Origin of the sequence: Sulfurimonas sp. HSL3-7 (genome assembly GCF_039645985.1) — a bacterium.
In the GTDB taxonomy this organism is placed as follows: domain Bacteria; phylum Campylobacterota; class Campylobacteria; order Campylobacterales; family Sulfurimonadaceae; genus Sulfonitrofixus; species Sulfonitrofixus jiaomeiensis.
The window spans coordinates 824,341-844,413 of the sequence record NZ_CP147919.1; the positions used below are offsets into that span (position 1 = coordinate 824,341).

The window sequence follows — 20,073 nt, forward strand, 5'->3', positions numbered from 1 at the left end:
GTTTTGGATCAAATCATCAAAAAGGTTTCACCTGATCCAAACGAATTGTTTATGCCCCTTTTGGATCAGATACAGTAAAAGTATAGATAAGTAAAATGTGAAAATAGTGTGAAAGAGAGATAAATCACTCCATAGGAGCGATTTTAAAGTTTTTAGTTTCTATTGAGTGCATTGAGGTCGCTGAAGGCAAGTTCGACACGTTTGACGAGTGCTTCCTGTCCGGCACGCAACCATTTACGCGGATCGTAGTATTTTTTATTTGGCTTATCATCACCCTCAGGATTGCCGATCTGTCCTTGCAGGTAGTTGTGGTATTTTTCCTCGTATTGACGTACACCATCCCAGGTCGCCCATTGGGTGTCGGTGTCGATGTTCATTTTGATGACACCGTAGCTGATCGCTTCACGGATCTCTTCGAGCGTTGAACCTGATCCTCCGTGAAAAACAAAGTCGACAGGCTTCTCTTCCGTATGATGTTTTTTGGCGATATATTTTTGAGAGTTGTCCAGGATCGTCGGTGTCAAGACAACGTTCCCCGGCTTGTAGACGCCGTGCACGTTACCGAACGATGCCGCGATCGTAAAGTGTTTGCTGATCTTGCTCAGCTCTTCGTATGCGTAGCAAACTTCTTCGGGTTGTGTGTAGAGCAGGGCGTTATCGATATGGGAGTTGTCAACACCGTCCTCTTCGCCGCCGGTGACACCCAGCTCGATTTCGATCGTCATACCGATTTTGTTCATGCGTTTAAAGTATTCCACACAGGTCGCGATATTCTCTTCAATCGGCTCCTCGGAGAGGTCAAGCATGTGAGAGCTGAAGAGCGGTTTCCCGTGGGTGGCGTAGAAATCTTCACCGGCATCGAGAAGGCCATCGATCCAAGGGAGAAGTTTGCGAGCAGCATGGTCTGTATGCAAGATTACAGGAACACCGTAGAGCTCTGCCATCATATGCACATGCATTGCACCGGAGACGGTTCCTGCAATGGCGGCTTTTTCATCTTCGTTGCTCAGACCCTTGCCGGCATAGTAGAGACCGCCTCCGTTTGAAAACTGGATAATGACAGGGCTGTTTACATTTTTTGCGGCTTCCAGGACACCGTTGATAGAGTCCGTTCCCACTACATTGACAGCTGGAAGAGCAAAGCCCTGTTCCTTGGCTGCTGCAAAAACTATTTGTACATCATTCCCGCTCAATACGCCTGGTTTAACCAAATCTAAAATACCTTGTGCCATAGATATAACCTCACTAATTTAATAGAGTAATTATAACAGAGAGATACTTTTATTAGACTCTTTTAGATAAGATAAATTTTAGTAATCAAGGAGCTTTGATGGCATTGGACCTTACAGACGTTTTGGTGATAGGTATCTCTTCACGTGCACTTTTTGATCTGGAAAATTCAAATGCCGTTTTTATAGAGAAGGGGCTGGATGCCTATCGTGCCCACCAGCTGAAAAACGAAAAAAAGATACTGGCAAAAGGGACCGCATTCGCTTTGGTAGAAGCACTTCTGCGTCTTAACAAAATCAGCGGCAAAAAACTGGTGGAGGTGATCGTTATGTCACGCAACTCTCCTGATACCGGTCTGCGTGTATTTAACTCGATCAGCCATTACGGGCTGGAGATATCGCGGGCCGCTTTTAGCGGGGGGACGCCACTTTCGCCCTATCTCAAAGCTTTTGATGTGGACCTTTTCCTCTCTAAGACAGACGAAGATGTGCAGGCCGCAGTCGACTCAGGCGTCGCAGCGGCCTCTCTTTATGCCCCTCCGGCAGATCAGAGCCTCGATCAAGAGCAGATCCGCATCGCTTTTGATGCTGATGCGGTCCTATTTTCGGAAGAGAGCGAACATATTTATAAAACACAGGGGCTTGAAGCCTTTCTGGAGCATGAGAAAAAGAATGTCAATACACCGATGAAAGAGGGTCCTTTTGCCAAACTACTGATGACTCTTTCTTATCTTCAGCACCATTTTCCGAAAGAGAAGTCTCCTGTACGTATTGCCATTGTTACGGCGCGCAATTCGCCGGCGCATGAACGGGTCGTACAGACACTTCGTACCTGGGGTGTGAGCGTGGATGAGGCCTTTTTTCTCGGCGGACTCAGTAAAGATGAGGTGTTGAGTGCTTTTAACGCGCATATCTTTTTCGATGATCAAGACCTTCATCTGCAGAGCGCTTCCAAAAAAGTACCTTCAGCGAAGGTGCCTTATAAAAGCACTTCACCTCTGAAAAAGCAGGGATCAGAGGATATGAACGGTTAGCCAGAGTGCCTTTTGTGAGGTGCTTTTAACGCGGTGTTTCAAGTGTGCCGGAATAAAGAAGGTATCACCCTTGCTCAAAGCTTTTTCTTTATCCTCAAATTCAACAACCGCTTCACCTGCGAGCAAAACAAACCACTCATCCTCAGACTGATCGTACCACTCTCCATTTTGAACGTCATTGGAGACGATACGGTTGATGACGACATTCTTTTTATTGAGGAGTTCTTCAATGTTTTCTTTGCCTCTTTCCGGCATAGCGTGATCAAATATATTCACCATTAGTGACCTTTGTCAAGATTGTGTCAGTCGTGATTTTACTACAATAGGCCTGGCAATGACAATGATGCGGGAGCATGGCAAGCAGTATCAAAGCGTCTTTGAGAGAAGAACATTGCCTAACGGCATGAAAAAGTGATGCCATACAACGATGGCTGTTCGCTACTCTCTATTATTTTTTTTCTATGCCTGAGTGCATGCTGCGATGACACGTTTACCCCTTTTACAAACGATATGTTATGATTTCGCAAACTATACAGTAAGAGAGAAGATGAACAATATCGTTTTAATCGGTTTTATGGGCGTTGGCAAAGGCTCAGTCGCACGTGAGATCGTTCGCCAAAGCGGCATGGTCGCGATCGATACGGATGACATTATCGAGAGTATGGAAAACCGCAAGATCAAAAAGATCTTTGAGGAAGAGGGCGAACCCTATTTCCGAAAGATTGAAGCGCGTGTTGCTAAATGGCTACGCGAGAGCGTCAACGACACGCTCATCTCTACGGGCGGCGGTTTTTATAAAGTGCCTAAACTTCAGAAAATCGGCAAGATCGTGCTTTTGGATGCACCGTTTGAGACCATCTATCAACGCATTATCGATCATCCAAATGCCCAAAAGAAACTCAAGAAGCGGCCGCTCTTTCAAGATGTTAATAAAGCCGAAGCCCTCTATAATGAGCGCGAGCCGCACTACAGGGCGGTTGCCGATATCGTTATTGATGTCAGTGGCAAGGATTATGCAACTATTGCCAAAGAGATCCTGAAAAAAACAGCCAAACATTCTGAATAGGGTTACTTTTTAATGCTACAATCAAATGCAACAATCACAAGGAAAAAATAGATGAAGAAAATAGTATTTACATTTTTGATGCTGGCCTCAACACTTTTTGCCGCATCATCGATCAATTGGGCCAAAGATTACAAGACAGGTGTCGCGGAAGCGACAAAGCAGAACAAACCAATGATTTTTATCTCTTCGCGACACAGCTGCAAGTATTGTGTTATTCTGGAAAAAACGACATTGCGTGATTCTACGGTTGTGAATGAACTCAATCAGAATTTTGTTCCGGTTGTCTCTTATAGTGACGATGGTGATTATCTGCCGCGTGAACTATGGCGTCCGGGAACACCGGCGATCTGGTTTTTAGATGAAAAGGGCGAGCCGATGTTTCAACCGATCATGGGCGCTGTTGACGCATCAAACTTTTTGAAAGCCATTGATATTGTCAAGCAAGAGTTTATTAAACGAGAAAAATTAAAAGCGCGTTCAAACAAGTAGGCTTGCAGCTCTGATGCTTGCCGTAGGCATCCTCTCCAAAACTTCCTCTCTTTCCGGCTGCCGGCTGGAAAAATATTTTGCTCTTAACAGTTTTTTACGCTATTATGATTTTTAATAACAGTATATGATGAGGCAGCATGAAAAAGAGAGTCATCATTGTCGGCGGCGGATATGGCGGTGTTCGTGTGATGCAACGGTTGAGCAGTATTGAAGAGCTCGAGATCGTCCTGATCGATCAGAACCCTTACCATTATCTGCAGACCGAAGCCTATGCTCTTATCGCCAATGCCGTGACGATCACTGACGTGACCGTCGATCTGGTCGCGTTGTGCAAGCGCTATAAGAACACTGTCTTTAAAAAAGCAAAGATCACAGCGATCGACCTTTCGGCCAAGTGTGTAAAAAGTGCGGAGGAGTCGTTATACTATGATTATCTTGTTATCGCCGCAGGCAGTTGCACCAACTTTCCGTCATCGATCCCCGGACTCGAAGTGTATTCGCATGGGGTGAAAACCCTTCATCGCGCATTTGAGTTTAAGCAGCAGTTTGAATGTCAACTGTATGATAGTATGCAGAGTGAAGAAGACCTGCTTTGCAAGGCATTCAATGTCGTCATAGGCGGGGCAGGACTCAGCGGTGTTGAGATTGCGGCTGAAATGGGCCACTATGCCAAGAAGTTTGTCCAAGACAACAGAATGATGTGCGAAGGGATACAGATCTATCTGATCGCATCGCGCGACAAAGTGCTGGAGGGGACGAACCCCTATATTCAGGAAAAGTCGCGAAAACGTCTGGAAGATCTGGGTGTGAAGGTACTTTACAATACCCGCATCTCTGAGGTCAGAGCAGATGAGGTGCTGCTCAATAACGGCAGCAGTATCAAATTCGATTTTATGATCTTCGCAGGCGGTACAAAGGGCTCCCCGTTGGCCAGGACTGTGAGTTGCTCACTCAATAAGAAAGATCAGATCATCGTCGGTCCCACCCTGCAGGTCAGCGGTCATAAGAATGTCTATGCCGTTGGTGATATCGCCGCCCTGGAAGATGCTGCAGGCAAGATCATCCCCGCAACCGCCAATGCAGCCGAGCAATCGGCCGAGGTGGTTGCCAAGAACATCAAAGCGCAGCTGAAAGGAGAACGCCCTCAGCATGCCTTCATCGGGATACAGGGGATGATAGTCGCTTTGGGCGGTCATCATGCTGCAGTAATCCTTTTTAACACCTTTAAATTTTCGGGATTTTTGGGATACCTGCTTAAAAAAGCGATTATATGGCGTTATAAATATCTTTTGGATCGGCGTGCATTAAAGGCTTACAAGGCTATGCATAAGGGATGATGTTCTAAGCGTGTCTCGATAGGTATCGCTTTCATCAAGGCGAGAAGAAGTGATTGCCCGATCAGCTCTATTGAGGCTGTCCGGATTCAAAATTCCGTTCTGCATAGCTGGTTGTTGATTAGGAGTGAAAAGGGTGTTCCCGTCCAGGCACTACATTTAAAACACGCTACAAGAGATGTCTCCATCTTCACAAAAATAATTTTCGCTATAATTGCACACAAATAAGGGCATATTTGCCTAATTCGAGAAGCAGCATGATTTTTACACAGACAAGTGATACTGATTTCAATACTCTTTTTAACGAGCTCCTTGAACGCGGGAAGATGGATATAGAACATGTTTCAGGCATCGTCGGCGGGATCATCAAAGAGATCAAGGCGGACAAGAACAGTGCGTTGAAAACACATATTGGCAAGTTTGACAACTGGACGCCGAAAAGTGACGATGAACTGAAAATCGATACAGCAAGTATGCAAAAAGCGTATGAGGAGTTGGATACTGAACTAAAATCAGCTTTGCACCTGGCGTATGACCGTATCAAAGCCTATCATGAGAAGCAGCTTCCTAAATCGTGGTTTGACACGGAAGCCAACGGGACGATCCTTGGGCAAAAAGTGACTGCAGTCGATCGCGCCGGTCTCTATATTCCGGGAGGTAAAGCAGCCTATCCATCGTCACTGTTGATGAACGTGATCCCTGCGCAGGTTGCCGGTGTCGAAGAGATCATTGTCTGTACACCGACACCGGACAATGAACCCAATGCTCTGTTGCTGGCAGCGTGCCATCTATGCGGCGTCAGTGAAGTTTATAAAGTCGGGGGTGCTTCAGCGATCGCAGCGATGGCCTATGGAACCGAGACAATTCCAAAAGTTGATGTAATTACGGGACCAGGTAACATCTTTGTTGCGACTGCGAAGAAGATGGTCTTTGGTGAAGTCCATATCGATATGATCGCCGGACCGAGCGAGATCGGTATTCTGGCCGATGAGAGTGCCAACCCCAACCATCTTGCGATCGATATGCTTTCGCAAGCTGAACATGACGAGATGGCAAGTTCGATCCTGATGACCCCGTCACAAGCGATTGCAGATGCGGTAAAAGTTGAGATCGAAAACTGGTTGCAAAAACTTCCGCGTCAGGAGATCGCACGCAAATCGATTGAAGAGCGCGGTGCGATCATCGTGACCGAGACAATGGATGAAGCCATTGCTCTGATGAACGATATTGCACCGGAACACCTGGAGGTGGCAACGAACAACCCGTTTGAGCTGCTGCCAAGCATCAAACATGCCGGTGCGATCTTTTTGGGCCACAATACGCCTGAGGCGATCGGTGACTATGTCGCCGGACCTAACCACACATTGCCGACCGGCGGTACAGCGAAGTTCTATTCACCGCTTGGTGTAGAGAACTTTATGAAAAAGTCATCCATCATCGCCTTTTCAAATACGGCTATCAATGAGATCGGTGAGGCGTGTGCCTTGATCGCCAATACCGAAGGCTTGACTGCCCACGAACAGTCTGTCCGTGTCCGTTTAAATAAATAATATAAAAACCGTCGAGACACACTGAAGGTCAAGACGGTGACGCTTTCCTAAAAACCATCCCTCATTGCTCTAAGTATGAAAATCAGAAACTGCATCTATTTACATTAATATAACTTTTGTGTATGATATGACCAATTTAACATAGGAGTATGTAATGATGTTACATCCAGCAACAGCGCATTTCGCGGTTGTATTGCCCGTAGTGGCTTCAGTTTTCGGTCTGATCTATATGGCCACACGCAGCGAGGGGATGTCGAAGATCTATTCCCGTCTCTTGGTTTTCGCAGCACTCGGTGTGATTGCAGCATGGTACACTGGATCCCAGGCCGGTCCTGACGCTTACCCGCTTCTGAGTGATGAAGGGCAACATGAACTCATCGAACATAAGACCTTAGGTCTTTACCTTGCCATCGCCTTTGGTGTGATCACGCTTATCCAGTTCGCGGGTTGTCAGATGAAGAAGTTCCAGCTTGAGGCACTTGCTCTCATCCTTCTGCTTGCGGCGACTGGAGCTGTCTTTATCCAAGGCAAAGACGGTGGAGAACTGACCTACGAATATGGCGCCGGTGTTGAAAAACATGCCGATGGTCTTGATTGTCTGGAAAACCCGGACGATTACATCGAAGAAGATGATGAAGCTGAAGATGAGGAAGAATAGAAGATTCCTTCCTTTATACGGGCTTGCTCTGGGGTATATCCAGAGCAAGTTAATAACCCGGAATAGACGCATTTTAATCCTTCCAAAATATAGTAAAAATTAATTATTCCTTTTTTTCTCACCCTATCAAATTTTTATCAAAACTTTATGATGATTTTAGTTTCAGTTAATGCATAATCGGGTAGCATCACCATAGTGTAAATGCCGTATTGTGCGAATTATAAGCAGGTTTTTTGATTTGCATTAGTTGGCATAATGACCGCTATTACTTTATATCTGGCACAAGGAGAATGGATGAAATTAGGTTTCCTCGTTGACTTACACCTATGCATGGGTTGTAAGGGATGTGAGATCGCTTGTAAGGTAGAGAACGAAGTTCCTCTCTCTACATGGCGTCTTCGCGTTAAATATGTTGATGTAGGTACGTTTCCTGAAACAAAGCGTACTTTTACACCGCTTCGCTGTAACCACTGTGAGAATGCGCCGTGTGAACGTATCTGTCCGGTAAGCGCTCTTCACTATATCGAAAACGGTATCGTAAATATTGATAAAGAGCGTTGTATCGGTTGTGCGGGCTGTGTTATGGCATGTCCATACGGTGCGATCTACATCGACCCTGAAACACAGACGGCAGACAAATGTACTTACTGTGCACACCGTATTGCCAGTTCAATGATGCCGGCATGTGTTGTCGCATGTCCGGTTGAAGCAAACATTTTCGGTGATATTGAAGATCCGACGTCGAATATCTCCAAATATATCATGCAACACAACGGCGATGTACAAGTCCGTAAACCTGAAAAAGGGACAAATCCTCACCACTACTACGTAGGCGGAGGTAACGTGACACTGAATCCACTTGCATCATTTAGAGCAGAGGGGCACTCACTGTTCAACAAATTGACACATCTCCCAATAGGAGGGCACCACTAATGGTACATGAATCTATTGCAGCTACACACGCCGTCGTTACTCTTGACGTCGCACTTCCGGGTATCGTTTGGGGTTGGATCATCACAATGAACATGTGGGCTAAATCTATCGGTACAGGTGTGATCTTTATGCTCTTCTACCTGTTGAAAAAGTATCCGACAGAGTCAGCGTCGTTCCGTTTTCCGGTCGCCTTGATCTCAGTGGTCTTTATTCATATCTTCTTGTTGTTTACTGTAATCGACCTGCACCAGATGTTCAGATTCTGGCACATCTTTTTCCACCCACACTTCACATCAGCAATTACTGTAGGTGCGTGGATGGCAACACTGTTCGTCGGTCTACTGTTCCTATTGCTTTTTGCAAGTTTCATCAAAAAAGATGATGCACTGTTTGACAAAGTACTGCTTTGGACGACGGTTCTTGCGATTCCGGTAACGCTGTATACTGCAGGTCTGATGGCACAATCAACAGCGCGTGAACTTTGGCAGATGCCGACGGAATCAGCGCAGATGATCCTTGCTGCGACACTGTCTGGTTCAGCAACGATCCTTCTGATGGATACTTTCATGAACAAGCTTTCATATGAAGCAAAACGTGACATGGGTATTATCCTGGCATTCAGTGCATTGGCAGCTTTCATTCTCTATATGGCAGAACTTGTCTTCGGCCCTATGAAAGCGGAAGAAGTTGCGGCCGTTCTGGAATATGTTAAAAATGGCGGCGAGTACCAGACAATGTTCTGGGTCGGTCAAGTTACAGCGTTTATCGTACCGTTCGTACTTGTAACGCTGAGCATTGTCAACCGTAACCAAAACATTCTCAAGCTGGCAGCTCTTTTTGCTGTTGCCGGTCTATGGGTTGTCAAGCATGTATGGCTTGTCATTCCACAACTATTAAGTATGAGTTAAGAGAGGATTTTAATGTATTTAGAAAGCAGAAGAACATTTTTAAAAGGCGCGGCATTTTCAGTCGCCGGCGCTGCAATTGCAAAGGGCGTCTTTACAACAGACGCTATTGCGGAATCAGTCAGTGACAGCAAGTTCACCAATACGCCTGATTCACTATCTTTCTATCCGCCGCTTGATCAGTGGGATGACTTTAAAGAACTTGACGGTCAAGACTGGAAACGCGGTGGTATCGCTCGCAAGGGTGTTCAAAGTGAAGAGAACCCGGATGGTATCTACGTCAATGATTTTGCGATCGTTCCGACAGCATGTTCGAACTGTGAGGCGTCTTGTGGTCTGACAGCATGGATCGACAAAAAGACGTTTACCGTTAAAAAGTATATGGGTAACCCGCTTCACCCGGGTTCTCGCGGACGTAACTGTGCAAAAGGTTATGCGACACAGTCACAGATGTACGATCCGGATCGTCTAGCGTTCCCTATTAAACGCGCACCGGGTTCTAAGCGCGGTGAAGGTAAATGGATTCGTACCACTTGGGACGAAGCGATGACAACTATCGGTAAGAAGATGGGTGATACATTGCGCGTAGGTGACGAACTCTCCAAGAAAACGGTCATGTTCCACGTTGGACGTCCGAATGAGAACGGTTTTACCGGTAAATTCTGGGAAACACTGAACACGGACGCGTTCAATTCACATACGAACATCTGTTCTTCGGGTGGTCGTACACCGACGATTCAGTGGGCAAATGATGACCGTACGTCTCCGGACTGGGCTAATGCGAAGCTTGTTTTCCTAAACTCATCGCACGCAGCGGATGCAGGACACTACTTCCAACAAGCAGCAGGTCACATTGCCGATGCACGTAAAAAAGGTGCAAAGCTTGTCGTAATGGACCCGCGTATGTCAAACTCTGCCGGTATGGCAGACCTTTGGATCGCAGCATGGCCTGGTACTGAACCGACGATCTATCTTTACCTTGTACAACGAATGTTGCAAGAAGACAAGGTCAATAAAGAGTTCGTACGTAAATGGTTCAACTGGGAAGTGATGATGGATAACAAAGATTATCTGAACTTCATGGTTAAAAAAGGGTATATCTCTGCACTTCCGAAAGATAACAGTTTCGACTCTTATATGGATATGCTTAAAGAGATGTATGCACCTTATACACTTGATTATGCGGTTAAAGAGTCTCATGTGCCTGCGTACAAACTTGAGAAACTGTATGAGATGTTTATCTGGGCTGATACGTCGATCGCTTCATATTTCTGGCGTGCGACGGCTGCGGGTAACCGCGGTGGCTGGGTCTCTGGACGTACAGGTTATCTTGCGCTGGGTCTGCGCGGTGCGATCGGTCCTAAGGGTGGTACTTTCTTCCACCACTGGCACGTTATTTCTGTTGCCGGTAAAGGCGGTTCAGCAACTGTCGGTCAGGGCGCTCGTGGAGCCAACGTACCAAAAGTCGATGTCTGGAACGAACTTACATGGCCGCCGGAATGGCCGCTTTCAACGTATGAAATGTCATACCTGTTGCCGCACCTTCTAACCGATACGGAATGGCAGCAAAAATGGATCAAAAAAGGTCTGAACGTTCCGACTAAACTTTCTGTTTGGATTCCACGTATGTACAATCCTGTCTGGATCAATCCGGACGGTTTCCGCTGGTTGGAAGTGCTTAAAGACGAGTCTAAAATGGAACTTACCTTTAACCTTTCACCGACATGGTCTGAGACAAACTGGCATGTTGACTACGTTCTTCCGGTAGGTCTTGCCGGTGAGCGTCACGATCAACACTCCGAAGCGACGATGCCTGCACGTTGGACATCGTTCCGTCAGCCGGTTATGCGTGTTGCGCTTGAAAAAGCGGGTTGGAAGCCTAAAAATCCTAATCGTGCTACACTTGAAGCGCACATCAAAGCCGGTCTCGGTGAGGTTTGGGAAGAGAATGAATTCTGGTTTGATATGGGTGTTAACTACATCGATCCGGACGGTTCTCTTGGCATTAAGAAAATGTGGGAATCTAAACAGAACCCTGGTAAACCTGTTACCATCGCTGAGTGGTATGACGCAGCATTTGGCGACAACTTGCCAAACCTTAAGTCTACGGCTACATCAGATCCTCGCTACAAAGACGCTGAATTCCCAGTGTATGAGTATATGAGAGATCACGGTGCATGGATGGAAGAGAACAACATCTATTCTGCACAAGAACGTGAGATTAAAGATGATGGTGAGAACTACATCGCGCACGGTCACAAGTACAACAAACACCATGTTGAAATTGACAAACGTACGGGTGTTATGAAAGCTGAAGCGCACGGCGATGCATGGAAATACCCTGACGGTAAAAAGCCGATCGGTATTGAGATTGACGGCAAGAAGATGGAAGGTTTTGCGACTCTTGACAAAAAACTTGATTTCTTCTCTGAATGGTTCGCTTCGGATGAGTGGAAATGGCCGGAATATGCGATTCCTTTCTACCCTCGTAATGAAGAGGAGAAAAAAGAGATGGTTCACATCGTCTCTCACGTCAACCACATGTATATGACAGAAGAGAATTCGTATGCACTGAATACGGTCTTCCGTCTTCCGTACAACATTCACACGCGTTCTGCGAACTCAAAGCACCTTATGGAGATCTCGCAAAACCACGATCCAATCTGGATCTCAACCGAAGATGCCAAGCGTCAAGGTTTCAAACGCGGTGACGCAATTCGTGTACGTATTGTTGACTCGGTTTCGGGTCTTGAGAGCGGTTACTTTGTCGCAATGGCAGTACCGACTGAGGGTGTACTTCCGGGGACACTCGCTTGTTCACACCACGGTGGTCGTTGGAAGCTTAAAAATGCTGTGACAATCCCGAACGGTGTAACTGACGGTAAGGTAGACTCTCAACCGGTTGCCCGTAACATGAATGATCCTAAGTTCATGGCAGCTTCACCTGAAAATGCAGGTCGCGATGGTGCCCAGATCAAGATCGAAGATTATGACGGTACTGCAGGAATGAACAGTTTCGGTGTTCCGGTTGCCGAGATGGTTACGGACGGCAAAGTCGGTTCACTGAAATATGTTGAAGGCATCAAACCGTTCCATACCAACCGTTTCGCGGCATACAATAAAGACAGCGACAATATCTGGTGGGACGGTCTTTCAGGTTCATGGCAAAATGCCGTGGCCGCAACACACCCGGATCCGATCTCGGGTATGCACTGTTGGCACCAAAAAGTTATCTTGGAACCTGCACAAGCGGGTGACAGCATCGGTGACATTCATGTCAACTATGAAAATAACTTTAAAACATACCAAGCGTGGAGAGACGAGCTGACTCGTCCGCTTAACTCCACAAACAAATGGCGTCGTCCACAACATATTAAACGTCCATGGGTTGCTCTTTCAGAAAAAGCCTATGCGGTTAATATCAAAGACGTTTAATAGTAACTCTTTTTCTCAAGTGGGCTTTCAGCCTACTTGGTTACAATCCTCATTATTTTTCCTAGGATAAACACAAAATATGGAACAGACACAAGCCCGTAGTAATATCTACGCACTACTTTCAAGAATACTTATGCAAGAGCTCGATGTAGAGATGCTCAATACTATTAAAAACGATGACCAGATCTTGGAGTTTTTTCCAAACCTCAAAACATGGGAACCTCTAAGTACTCTTAAAAATAGTGAAGTTTTAGAACAGTACCTTAACCCGGATTTCACCAATATCTCACTTCTGCACCTGATACCCTATGAGACCTTTTATACCCGTGAAGACCAGAAGGTAGAAACAGGCGGGGCCAATCCGGTGACGGACATGTACAGTGCCTACGATTTTATTGTCGATTATGAGATCGCCCGTGTTGTCTCATCGGACCATATCGGTGTCGAATTTGAGTTTATGCATCATCTCTGCGAAGCGCAGATCAAAGCAATGGAAGAGAACGATGCTGAATCCGTTCGCCATCTGCTCGAAGCACAGAAAGAGTTTTTAAACAAACATTTGCTTCAATGGGCGCCTCTCTATCTGATAAATGCTAAGTATGAATCACGTACACCGCTCTATTACGATGCGTGTGAAATGGCTTTGGAATTTATTCTTTCCGATAATGAAACCGTAAATGAGAGCCTCTCGGCGGAATAATGGCTGCAATCGCTCTAAACACCGCTGCCTGTGTACGTTCGCTCGCCAAATTCAGTGAATGTAACAAGTGTGAGGTTATCTGTCCTACCAATGCTATTGTTGTCGATGGGGCACTTCCCTCAATCAACTTTTCTCAGTGTGTCGCCTGCGGCGGATGTGCCGGTGTCTGCCCGTCCGAGGCACTGACACTTGATGACTTCAGTGCAACCGAGTTCTTTTTCCAGTTCGCTTCAAATGAGGACGCGCTTATCTCGTGCCGAAAAAATGTCCCTTGTCTGTCGGTATTGAATGTTGAACATCTGATCGGACTTGCTTCATTGAAAGAGGGCATAACTATTGATATGGGGCATTGCGAAGAGTGTGATATCGCACATACCTGTAAGTCGCAGATCGAACAGAATGCCGAAGAGGCAAATTACATACTTGAAGCGATGGAAAACAGGGGCAGTGTCATATCGGAAAACGTCGCCTATATGCCCGAAGAGAAGATCGAGATTCAAGAAGGTGACCGTCGCGACTTTTTTCGTGCCTTGACACTTAAAAATGCTGTCAAGTCAAAACAGAAGTTTGACAGAGAGGTGGAGATCGCTACAGATGCCCTGGTAGAACACACGATCTCAACCGATAAAATTTCGCAGTTAAAACAGAAGGGCATACCCGACAAACGTAAGCTGCTATTTACGGCACTTAAGCGGGCAGATAAGCCGTCGAGCTATCATGTCGTTGACGCCAATGAAGTGAGCTTTACGTCACAGAAACTTTTTGACGAAGAAAAATGTACCGCATGCCAGATGTGCTACCGGGTCTGCCCGACAGGTTCCCTGAGCTCCAACGTGCGCAATTCGAAGATCGATTTCGATCCGTTTCTGTGCATTAAGTGCCATATCTGCCATGATGTGTGTGAACCTGATGCCCTGACACTTTCTGATTCGTACAATATCAAAGAGTTTTTTGAACCCCGGGTTCAGAACCTGGTGACGTTTGATGTACGTAACTGTGATGAATGCGGCCGCCTTTTTACTTCGCTTGAAGGAGCCAAGATGTGTTATCAGTGTCAGTGTGAAGAGGAAGAGGCACGAGAACTATGGGGCATTACCGATGATATGTAAGGACGACGAAATATGAACGAAGCCAATCAGATAGGCGCACAGACCAAACTTTTTGGATATATAGCGGAAGAGGCGCAGCAAAACCGATTTTCGGTAAGTCTGAACCGTCTTTTCAAAGCGGCAGGTGATGATGCGATGATGATCCCGATGAATATCCGTGAAGATGATTTCTATTTTACGCTCTCGAATATGCGAGATGCTCAGCTGAGAGGCGCTTTTATCGGTGTAGAGTATCAAAAAGATGCCGTTGAGATCGTTGATGCCAAGAGTTCGCTATCAGAGCTGTGCGGTGCGTGTGATGTCGTGCTGGTCAAAGATAAAAAACTCAGCGGCGATTTTATTGCGGTACAATCTCTTTTTGAACTGTTTAATGACAAGGGTGTGAAAAAGATCGCTGTGATAGGTGCCGGTGCACTGGCCAAAGCGATCGCTGTCAAAAATGAAAAGTACACTGTCGCATTTTATCACGAGTATATCGAATCACTGATGACGATGAGTGAATCGCTCTCCAAAGAGATCGATATAAACCGTCTGACCAAAGGTGTCGATTTAAGCGAATATGACGTTGTTATTGATGCATCAACGGCGGAATCACTCTCTATGATCGCCAAACTTCCGGCACTCTCTGTCGATCTGAAGAGTGACAGAGAGTACTCACCGCTGCGTCAGATGGCAGGCGAACTTGGAAGCAACTATATCGGTTATGCGTTGATGCTGGAGCATCTGACGCAAAATGCGTACAACTATATCAAGAATCTATAAAGGGAAAAAGATGATCAACAATAATAAAGAACTGGATGAACTGCGAGCAGAGTTTGATAAGTTCGTGCATGAGAAATGTATGAGCGACGAGAGCGGCAGTTGTGATACCGATGATCAGGACCGCGGTGATGCCGTTGACGAAGAGCCGTATCCGGCTTTTGTGGATGAACTTCAAAGTAAGCTGCTGGCACCGGTGTTAAGCGGTGTCTATCTTTCACGTATCGATATCAAGCGCGTGGCTGAAGGTATAGACGAGTCTCTACCGATCAAAGAACGCGATAAGATGATCAAAGCGCTTTTCCGCCACACAACAAAACGCGAGTACCTGCGTAAAACCTTTGATGAGTTCAACAAGCACATGAACGGACGTGTGCTGATCTATGAGGAGCTGAGCGAAGCTTTTCCGTCCTCAAAAGAGATATTTGAGAGCTATATCGCCAAAGTGAAAAAGACGCAAAAGATGTTTGATCAGATCGTAGATGATTATGAAGAGATCGAGCCGACATTTGACCCTATGATGATCTAGAATCCTTCAATATAGGTAAAACTTATATGGCAGCCTTCCTTGGATATGGCTGTCTTTTTGATCGTTTTCTCCGGACTCCTAACAAAATTTAGCACAAATTCCCCTTTAGCCCTAGCCAAAACCTTTTTTTTTCGATAAAATTACACCCATGAGACCAATTGGATATTTAGTATTAATTAACAACGAGCACCCTGACACTATCGCTTTTGACAAAGAGTTGTCATTAGAGATAGCGAGAAGGTTTAACGCAAAAGCAGTAAAGTATGTTGAAAAGCACTACACAGAACGCTTAAGCGCGTCAGAGCTGGCGAAGATGCTGGCTTTTGACAATACGGAAACACGCGAACAGGTGCTTGAGCGTCTGCGTGCCGAACTCAACGACTTCTGGAAAATGACACTTTAAGCGTCAAAAAGCTAGAACAGAAACCTTTCGACAGACATGGTTCAAACCATGGTCCCTTTTGCTGTCATTTATGATAACAGTCCAGATGCCGTAATACCCTGCCAGACGACAGCTGTTAAAATCCCTGCACTTATGCCGGCAACAACATCATCAAACATTACACCATAACCGCCCGGTGCTTCCCGATCGATTCGCCCGATGATAGACGGCTTTTTAATGTCAAAATAGCGAAAAAAAACAAAACTTAGAACGATTTGCAGCAGTATGCCGTTGTCAAGAATTAAGAGTTGATCCAGTGGGATAAAGAGACCCGGTGCGATGGAGAGGGCCAACCACATCCCGACAAGCTCATCAATGACAATACGGCTGTCATCATGGGTGCCCGATGTTTTTTGATAGGTATTGACCGCTTTTATACCGGCAAGGGTAAGAAGTAAAGCTGCCAGGAAAAGTGTCTGCGGACCAAAGTAGGCAAGGATAAGAACACCCAAAGGAAGGGCGACAAGACTGCCGACTGTACCGGGTGCTTTTGGTGCTAAGCCGCTGTAGCCGACCGTTAAAAAAAACCAGTTCATATAAAATCCTTTTTAGTCAAGAGTGAAGGCAAGAGGATAAAGCAGAATAGAGCGAAGCGATCCGCTCTCTGCTATCTTCACTTGTAACGCTTCATCAGGTTAACGATGTCGTCTGATAGAGTTTCATCAACTCGATGTAAAAATCTTTTTCCGTGTGCTCTTCCAGGAGCCCCGTGACCGGCATGATGTCATAGTAGAGCTTCTCAAGGTTTTTGAACCTCTCTGGAAAGAGTTGAGAGAGAATGATCGCTGCGATCTCTTTTCGCATCAGTACAGCCGGGGGTAGAAGGCCAAGTTTTATCAATTCTAAAATAGAATCTGAGTGGTATGAGATGTGATGGTGCTGACCGTGCGGACAGGTTTTGGTACTGACCAGTGTCTTGCACACATTGCAATAGACATATTGTGATGCAATGTCGACTTCAATGTTTAGGCCCGTAAGACGGTCGATAATGGACTTGTTCGTGTTCTGATCATAGTACATGCCTACACCGGCGTGGTTCTGCCCGATAGTCAAGCGGTTACAGCCGAAATTCTTAGCGACGATCGCATCGATAATGATTTCATTGTAGCCGGCAAAGACATAGCTGTTTTCGAGAGGAAGAATGATCACTCTGTTGGTCGGCAAGAAGTTTTGCACAAAATACTGCAGCGTCTTATAACGAAGGTCAAAGTGCAGGTCGTTATTGTTGAAAGGCTTAAGCAGGAAGATAACAACCAGATCGGTTTTGTCCAATGCCTGACGGATGAGACGTTCATGCGCCCTGTGCAGAGGATTGGCCCCCATCATCATTGCCGTAACATGCTGTGCTCCGATACGCTGTTTCGCCTCTGTGATCTGCTTTTTTCGCTCTAAAATAGCATCAAGGTTAATCTCAAATTCACCGCATACTGCCATCTTTCCAAGGCGTCCATAGGTCGCTTTGACACCGGGATGGTCGAGATTGTCGGTACCATATATCTGGCGCACACGTTCTTTCGGATTGATCTCAAAGATCTCCTCGACAACGAGTGTACCGACCTCTTCGTTGTCTGATACGAGGATCAGTGTGTCCCCTTCTTTGGCTTCGAGTAAAACCTGCTCATTGACTTTTCCGTTAGGTGCGAGTATCAGTGGAAAGGGAAAGACCTTTTTGTTGAACATTCCTGTCTCTAAGACCTCGATCGCCTGCTTTCGGTTCATCAGCGATACAACTGGATAGAGCAGTCCTGATTTGACCAAGGCTAGAGCAGAGAGCGCTTCCTGATCGATGTAAAGGGCGCTATTTTTTCTTGATGATGCCATATTTTTTTCTCTTCTCCCAGAGACTTTTTCTCGAGATACCTAACTTTTTAGAGAGTTCGGTATCCGGGAATTTGTGCTGATAATTTAACACAATATATTTTACATAGTCTTCGATAGGGAGGATATCACCCTGTTCGAAAACATTGTTGTCACTTTTTATCTCAATAACTCTATAGTTGATATCACTATCGATAGTATCAGTACTCGATACGATGGCTTCACGTCCTTCGATAAGCTCCAAAAAGGCTTTCCTGTCACTCTTTTTAACGGCCTGAAAGTCATTAGCATAAATCAGCGTGCTTGCCGAGAGTTTTTCGATCTCGCTAAAAGCATTCGGATTGGCAAGGGAGACAAAATGGAGGGTTTTATTATGCATTTCGGCATAGGTGAACGCAAACGTGTCGGTATACTTTTGAAAGTTGCTGGAGATGAAGATCGGTACTTCGATATCCTCAAGGTCTTCTTTAATGTTAATACCGTTAAAGACATGTTTGAGGTAGCGCTGATAAGTTGAATTCTGACGTTTCAGACGCTCATAGTCCTGAAAATGCTCGATTTTACGGATCAGCTCTTCTATCATGAACGGTTTGAGGATGTAATCTTTTGCACCGGCACTGAGAGGTTTCGAGACCGTATCGTTGGAGATATAGGAGACCATCAAGATGACAACAGCATCCTTGTAGGCTTGAATAACAGGGTAGATGTCTTGATCGTTGATGTTGGTCGAAAGAAGAATGACATCATAAGGAATGCGTTTCAGTGCATCCTGTGTTGAACTGCTCATATCACATGAATGACCAAGTTCGCCGAGCTTTGCAGCAATACTCTGTGCCAGATAGATCTCATTTTCAATAATTAGTATACGCATTATTTTTGTGTCCAATCATAGTAGTTTAATGTTGCAGTGGCCATGACGCCAACGCCTTCTTTTCGGCCTATAAAGCCCAGTTTTTCTGTTGTTGTCGCTTTGATATTCATTCGTGATGACGGAATGTGCAGAAGTTTGGCAAGCGTGCTGCGCATCGCTGCCTTGTAACTGCTCAGACGCGGCGCCTCGGCGGCAATGGTGATATCGGCATTAACTATAAAGAGACCGAATTGATGGAGCCGCAGAACAGTGGTCTTTAAAAGTTCTTTGGAATCGATGTCCTTGTAGGCGTTGTCACTGTCGGGAAAGAGCATACCGATGTCACCAAGACCGGCAGCGCCAAGCAGCGCATCAATGAGGGCGTGAATGGCAACGTCGCCGTCACTGTGGGCTTTAAAGCCGTAATCGACATCGATCTTGATTCCGCCAAGTAGCATTTTACGTCCCTCTTCAAAAGCATGGACATCGAAGCCGTTGCCGACCAGCGTTGCGGTTGAGGGCGCTTTGATACAGGGGAGTTTGTTCAGGTCATGGATATAGGTGATCTTGTGGGCATCTTCCGAACCGTCGATGAAATGACGGCTGCCGCCGTTTGCGACGATAGCAGAACTCTCATCGGTATATTCGATGGTACTCTCGACCGCTTTTTTAACAGCTTCTGTCCTGGAGAGTTGCGGGGTCTGAATACGTTTGACCTTATCGCGGTCAATGGTGTTTTCTTCATAGACAACGGTATCGCTGAGAGAGAGCGTCGGAACGATTACGTCAGCCGAATCTTTGGCGTCAACGAGTTTGTGGATCAGATCGGTGTCGATGCAGGCCCGGGCAATGTCACTGACAAGGACATAAGGGGTGTCAACATAAGCAAGCGCGTTTTTAAGGGATTGCTGTCTGCTCTCGCCGCCTTCGACGATTGTGTAGTCACAAAAGCCCTGCATAAAAGGGACCTCTTCTTTGTGGGCGGTGATTATGATGTTACTAAATAACGCAGTAGAATTAAATTGGTCTGCCACAAATTGCCATAGCGGATCATGACCGATACGCAACCATTGTTTTTTAACAGGCAGTCCAAAACGGCTGGAATTACCGGCTGCTAGTAAAATTAGCGTTAAATCAGACAAAAAGACTCCTGTTCCTTTGAAACTGTTACGAAATTATACATACTAAAAACTTTTTTTTCTCTTTGACTTTAGAAACAAGTAACAAAATGTA

At 45.8% G+C, this 20,073-nt stretch carries 20 protein-coding genes; 14 read left to right on the forward strand and 6 right to left on the reverse strand.

Annotated elements, in window-relative coordinates; genetic code table 11:
* Positions 1-152: 152 nt before the first annotated feature.
* On the reverse strand, positions 153-1,232 hold the full coding sequence (fbaA, locus tag WCY20_RS04245; protein WP_345977253.1) for a class II fructose-bisphosphate aldolase: 1,080 nt from the start codon (positions 1,230-1,232) through the stop codon (positions 153-155).
* 98 nt (positions 1,233-1,330) lie between these two features.
* Here fbaA and WCY20_RS04250 point away from each other — a divergent pair, with 98 nt between their 5' ends.
* Positions 1,331-2,263 carry a 5'-nucleotidase gene (locus WCY20_RS04250; RefSeq protein ID WP_345977255.1) on the forward strand — a complete coding sequence of 311 codons (933 nt, stop codon included), beginning with the start codon at positions 1,331-1,333 and terminating at the stop codon, positions 2,261-2,263.
* On the opposite strand, the gene WCY20_RS04255 is transcribed toward WCY20_RS04250, so the two are convergent.
* Positions 2,243-2,542: a cupin domain-containing protein gene (locus WCY20_RS04255; RefSeq protein ID WP_345977256.1), complete on the reverse strand. Its 300-nt coding sequence runs from the start codon at positions 2,540-2,542 to the stop codon at positions 2,243-2,245. The genes WCY20_RS04250 and WCY20_RS04255 overlap by 21 nt on opposite strands.
* Before the next feature lie 268 nt (positions 2,543-2,810).
* Between WCY20_RS04255 and WCY20_RS04260 the strand changes: the two genes are divergently transcribed.
* The 13 genes from WCY20_RS04260 to WCY20_RS04320 all read left to right on the forward strand — a co-directional run bounded on the left by WCY20_RS04260 (position 2,811) and on the right by WCY20_RS04320 (position 16,133).
* Positions 2,811-3,329, forward strand: coding sequence for a shikimate kinase (locus WCY20_RS04260; protein WP_345977257.1), 519 nt, complete (start codon positions 2,811-2,813; stop codon positions 3,327-3,329).
* 51 nt (positions 3,330-3,380) lie between these two features.
* Positions 3,381-3,818, forward strand: a complete 438-nt coding sequence (locus WCY20_RS04265; protein ID WP_345977258.1) for a thioredoxin family protein — start codon at positions 3,381-3,383, stop codon at positions 3,816-3,818.
* 137 nt (positions 3,819-3,955) lie between these two features.
* A complete protein-coding gene (locus tag WCY20_RS04270; RefSeq protein ID WP_345977260.1) occupies positions 3,956-5,155 on the forward strand; it encodes an FAD-dependent oxidoreductase in 1,200 nt (399 codons plus the stop codon).
* Positions 5,156-5,409: 254 nt separating this feature from the next.
* The gene (gene hisD, locus WCY20_RS04275) at positions 5,410-6,702 is read left to right on the forward strand and encodes a histidinol dehydrogenase (protein ID WP_345977262.1); all 1,293 of its coding nucleotides are present in this window, start codon (positions 5,410-5,412) and stop codon (positions 6,700-6,702) included.
* 154 nt (positions 6,703-6,856) lie between these two features.
* Positions 6,857-7,360 carry a DUF2231 domain-containing protein gene (locus WCY20_RS04280; RefSeq protein WP_345977264.1) on the forward strand — a complete coding sequence of 168 codons (504 nt, stop codon included), beginning with the start codon at positions 6,857-6,859 and terminating at the stop codon, positions 7,358-7,360.
* A gap of 294 nt (positions 7,361-7,654) precedes the next feature.
* On the forward strand, positions 7,655-8,293 hold the full coding sequence (locus WCY20_RS04285) for a 4Fe-4S dicluster domain-containing protein (RefSeq protein WP_345977266.1): 639 nt from the start codon (positions 7,655-7,657) through the stop codon (positions 8,291-8,293).
* A complete protein-coding gene (gene nrfD / locus WCY20_RS04290) occupies positions 8,293-9,201 on the forward strand; it encodes an NrfD/PsrC family molybdoenzyme membrane anchor subunit (RefSeq protein WP_345977267.1) in 909 nt (302 codons plus the stop codon). Before WCY20_RS04285 ends, nrfD begins: the two co-directional genes overlap by 1 nt.
* 12 nt (positions 9,202-9,213) lie before the next feature.
* Positions 9,214-12,633 carry a molybdopterin-dependent oxidoreductase gene (locus WCY20_RS04295; RefSeq protein WP_345977269.1) on the forward strand — a complete coding sequence of 1,140 codons (3,420 nt, stop codon included), beginning with the start codon at positions 9,214-9,216 and terminating at the stop codon, positions 12,631-12,633.
* A 79-nt stretch (positions 12,634-12,712) separates the two neighbouring features.
* Positions 12,713-13,333, forward strand: a complete 621-nt coding sequence (locus tag WCY20_RS04300) for a molecular chaperone TorD family protein (protein WP_345977271.1) — start codon at positions 12,713-12,715, stop codon at positions 13,331-13,333.
* Positions 13,333-14,442 carry a 4Fe-4S binding protein gene (locus WCY20_RS04305; protein ID WP_345977273.1) on the forward strand — a complete coding sequence of 370 codons (1,110 nt, stop codon included), beginning with the start codon at positions 13,333-13,335 and terminating at the stop codon, positions 14,440-14,442. Before WCY20_RS04300 ends, WCY20_RS04305 begins: the two co-directional genes overlap by 1 nt.
* A 12-nt stretch (positions 14,443-14,454) precedes the next feature.
* The gene (locus WCY20_RS04310; protein WP_345977274.1) at positions 14,455-15,204 is read left to right on the forward strand and encodes a hypothetical protein; all 750 of its coding nucleotides are present in this window, start codon (positions 14,455-14,457) and stop codon (positions 15,202-15,204) included.
* Positions 15,205-15,214: 10 nt separating this feature from the next.
* Positions 15,215-15,730, forward strand: a complete 516-nt coding sequence (locus tag WCY20_RS04315; RefSeq protein ID WP_345977276.1) for a hypothetical protein — start codon at positions 15,215-15,217, stop codon at positions 15,728-15,730.
* A 148-nt stretch (positions 15,731-15,878) separates the two neighbouring features.
* Positions 15,879-16,133, forward strand: coding sequence for a hypothetical protein (locus tag WCY20_RS04320; protein WP_345977278.1), 255 nt, complete (start codon positions 15,879-15,881; stop codon positions 16,131-16,133).
* 68 nt (positions 16,134-16,201) lie between these two features.
* Here WCY20_RS04320 and WCY20_RS04325 read toward each other — a convergent pair whose 3' ends face one another.
* The 4 genes from WCY20_RS04325 to WCY20_RS04340 form a co-directional block, all read right to left on the reverse strand.
* On the reverse strand, positions 16,202-16,708 hold the full coding sequence (locus tag WCY20_RS04325; RefSeq protein ID WP_345977280.1) for a phosphatidylglycerophosphatase A: 507 nt from the start codon (positions 16,706-16,708) through the stop codon (positions 16,202-16,204).
* A 94-nt stretch (positions 16,709-16,802) separates the two neighbouring features.
* Entirely contained in the window at positions 16,803-17,993 is a 1,191-nt protein-coding gene (locus WCY20_RS04330) for a sulfate adenylyltransferase (protein ID WP_345977281.1), read from the reverse strand.
* Positions 17,971-18,861, reverse strand: coding sequence for a response regulator (locus WCY20_RS04335; RefSeq protein WP_345977283.1), 891 nt, complete (start codon positions 18,859-18,861; stop codon positions 17,971-17,973). The genes WCY20_RS04330 and WCY20_RS04335 overlap by 23 nt, the downstream gene beginning before the upstream one ends.
* Positions 18,861-19,982: a bifunctional 2-C-methyl-D-erythritol 4-phosphate cytidylyltransferase/2-C-methyl-D-erythritol 2,4-cyclodiphosphate synthase gene (locus tag WCY20_RS04340; RefSeq protein WP_345977285.1), complete on the reverse strand. Its 1,122-nt coding sequence runs from the start codon at positions 19,980-19,982 to the stop codon at positions 18,861-18,863. The genes WCY20_RS04335 and WCY20_RS04340 overlap by 1 nt, the downstream gene beginning before the upstream one ends.
* Positions 19,983-20,073 lie beyond the last annotated feature (91 nt).

Bases quoted from the DNA above. Each gene is read 5' to 3' on its own strand.
- fbaA (WP_345977253.1), bottom strand. From the start codon at position 1,232: ATGGCACAAGGTATTTTAGATTTGGTTAAACCAGGCGTATTGAGCGGG.
- WCY20_RS04250 (WP_345977255.1), top strand. From the start codon at position 1,331: ATGGCATTGGACCTTACAGACGTTTTGGTGATAGGTATCTCTTCACGT.
- WCY20_RS04255 (WP_345977256.1), bottom strand. From the start codon at position 2,542: ATGGTGAATATATTTGATCACGCTATGCCGGAAAGAGGCAAAGAAAAC.
- WCY20_RS04260 (WP_345977257.1), top strand. From the start codon at position 2,811: ATGAACAATATCGTTTTAATCGGTTTTATGGGCGTTGGCAAAGGCTCA.
- WCY20_RS04265 (WP_345977258.1), top strand. From the start codon at position 3,381: ATGAAGAAAATAGTATTTACATTTTTGATGCTGGCCTCAACACTTTTT.
- WCY20_RS04270 (WP_345977260.1), top strand. From the start codon at position 3,956: ATGAAAAAGAGAGTCATCATTGTCGGCGGCGGATATGGCGGTGTTCGT.
- hisD (WP_345977262.1), top strand. From the start codon at position 5,410: ATGATTTTTACACAGACAAGTGATACTGATTTCAATACTCTTTTTAAC.
- WCY20_RS04280 (WP_345977264.1), top strand. From the start codon at position 6,857: ATGATGTTACATCCAGCAACAGCGCATTTCGCGGTTGTATTGCCCGTA.
- WCY20_RS04285 (WP_345977266.1), top strand. From the start codon at position 7,655: ATGAAATTAGGTTTCCTCGTTGACTTACACCTATGCATGGGTTGTAAG.
- nrfD (WP_345977267.1), top strand. From the start codon at position 8,293: ATGGTACATGAATCTATTGCAGCTACACACGCCGTCGTTACTCTTGAC.
- WCY20_RS04295 (WP_345977269.1), top strand. From the start codon at position 9,214: ATGTATTTAGAAAGCAGAAGAACATTTTTAAAAGGCGCGGCATTTTCA.
- WCY20_RS04300 (WP_345977271.1), top strand. From the start codon at position 12,713: ATGGAACAGACACAAGCCCGTAGTAATATCTACGCACTACTTTCAAGA.
- WCY20_RS04305 (WP_345977273.1), top strand. From the start codon at position 13,333: ATGGCTGCAATCGCTCTAAACACCGCTGCCTGTGTACGTTCGCTCGCC.
- WCY20_RS04310 (WP_345977274.1), top strand. From the start codon at position 14,455: ATGAACGAAGCCAATCAGATAGGCGCACAGACCAAACTTTTTGGATAT.
- WCY20_RS04315 (WP_345977276.1), top strand. From the start codon at position 15,215: ATGATCAACAATAATAAAGAACTGGATGAACTGCGAGCAGAGTTTGAT.
- WCY20_RS04320 (WP_345977278.1), top strand. From the start codon at position 15,879: ATGAGACCAATTGGATATTTAGTATTAATTAACAACGAGCACCCTGAC.
- WCY20_RS04325 (WP_345977280.1), bottom strand. From the start codon at position 16,708: ATGAACTGGTTTTTTTTAACGGTCGGCTACAGCGGCTTAGCACCAAAA.
- WCY20_RS04330 (WP_345977281.1), bottom strand. From the start codon at position 17,993: ATGGCATCATCAAGAAAAAATAGCGCCCTTTACATCGATCAGGAAGCG.
- WCY20_RS04335 (WP_345977283.1), bottom strand. From the start codon at position 18,861: ATGCGTATACTAATTATTGAAAATGAGATCTATCTGGCACAGAGTATT.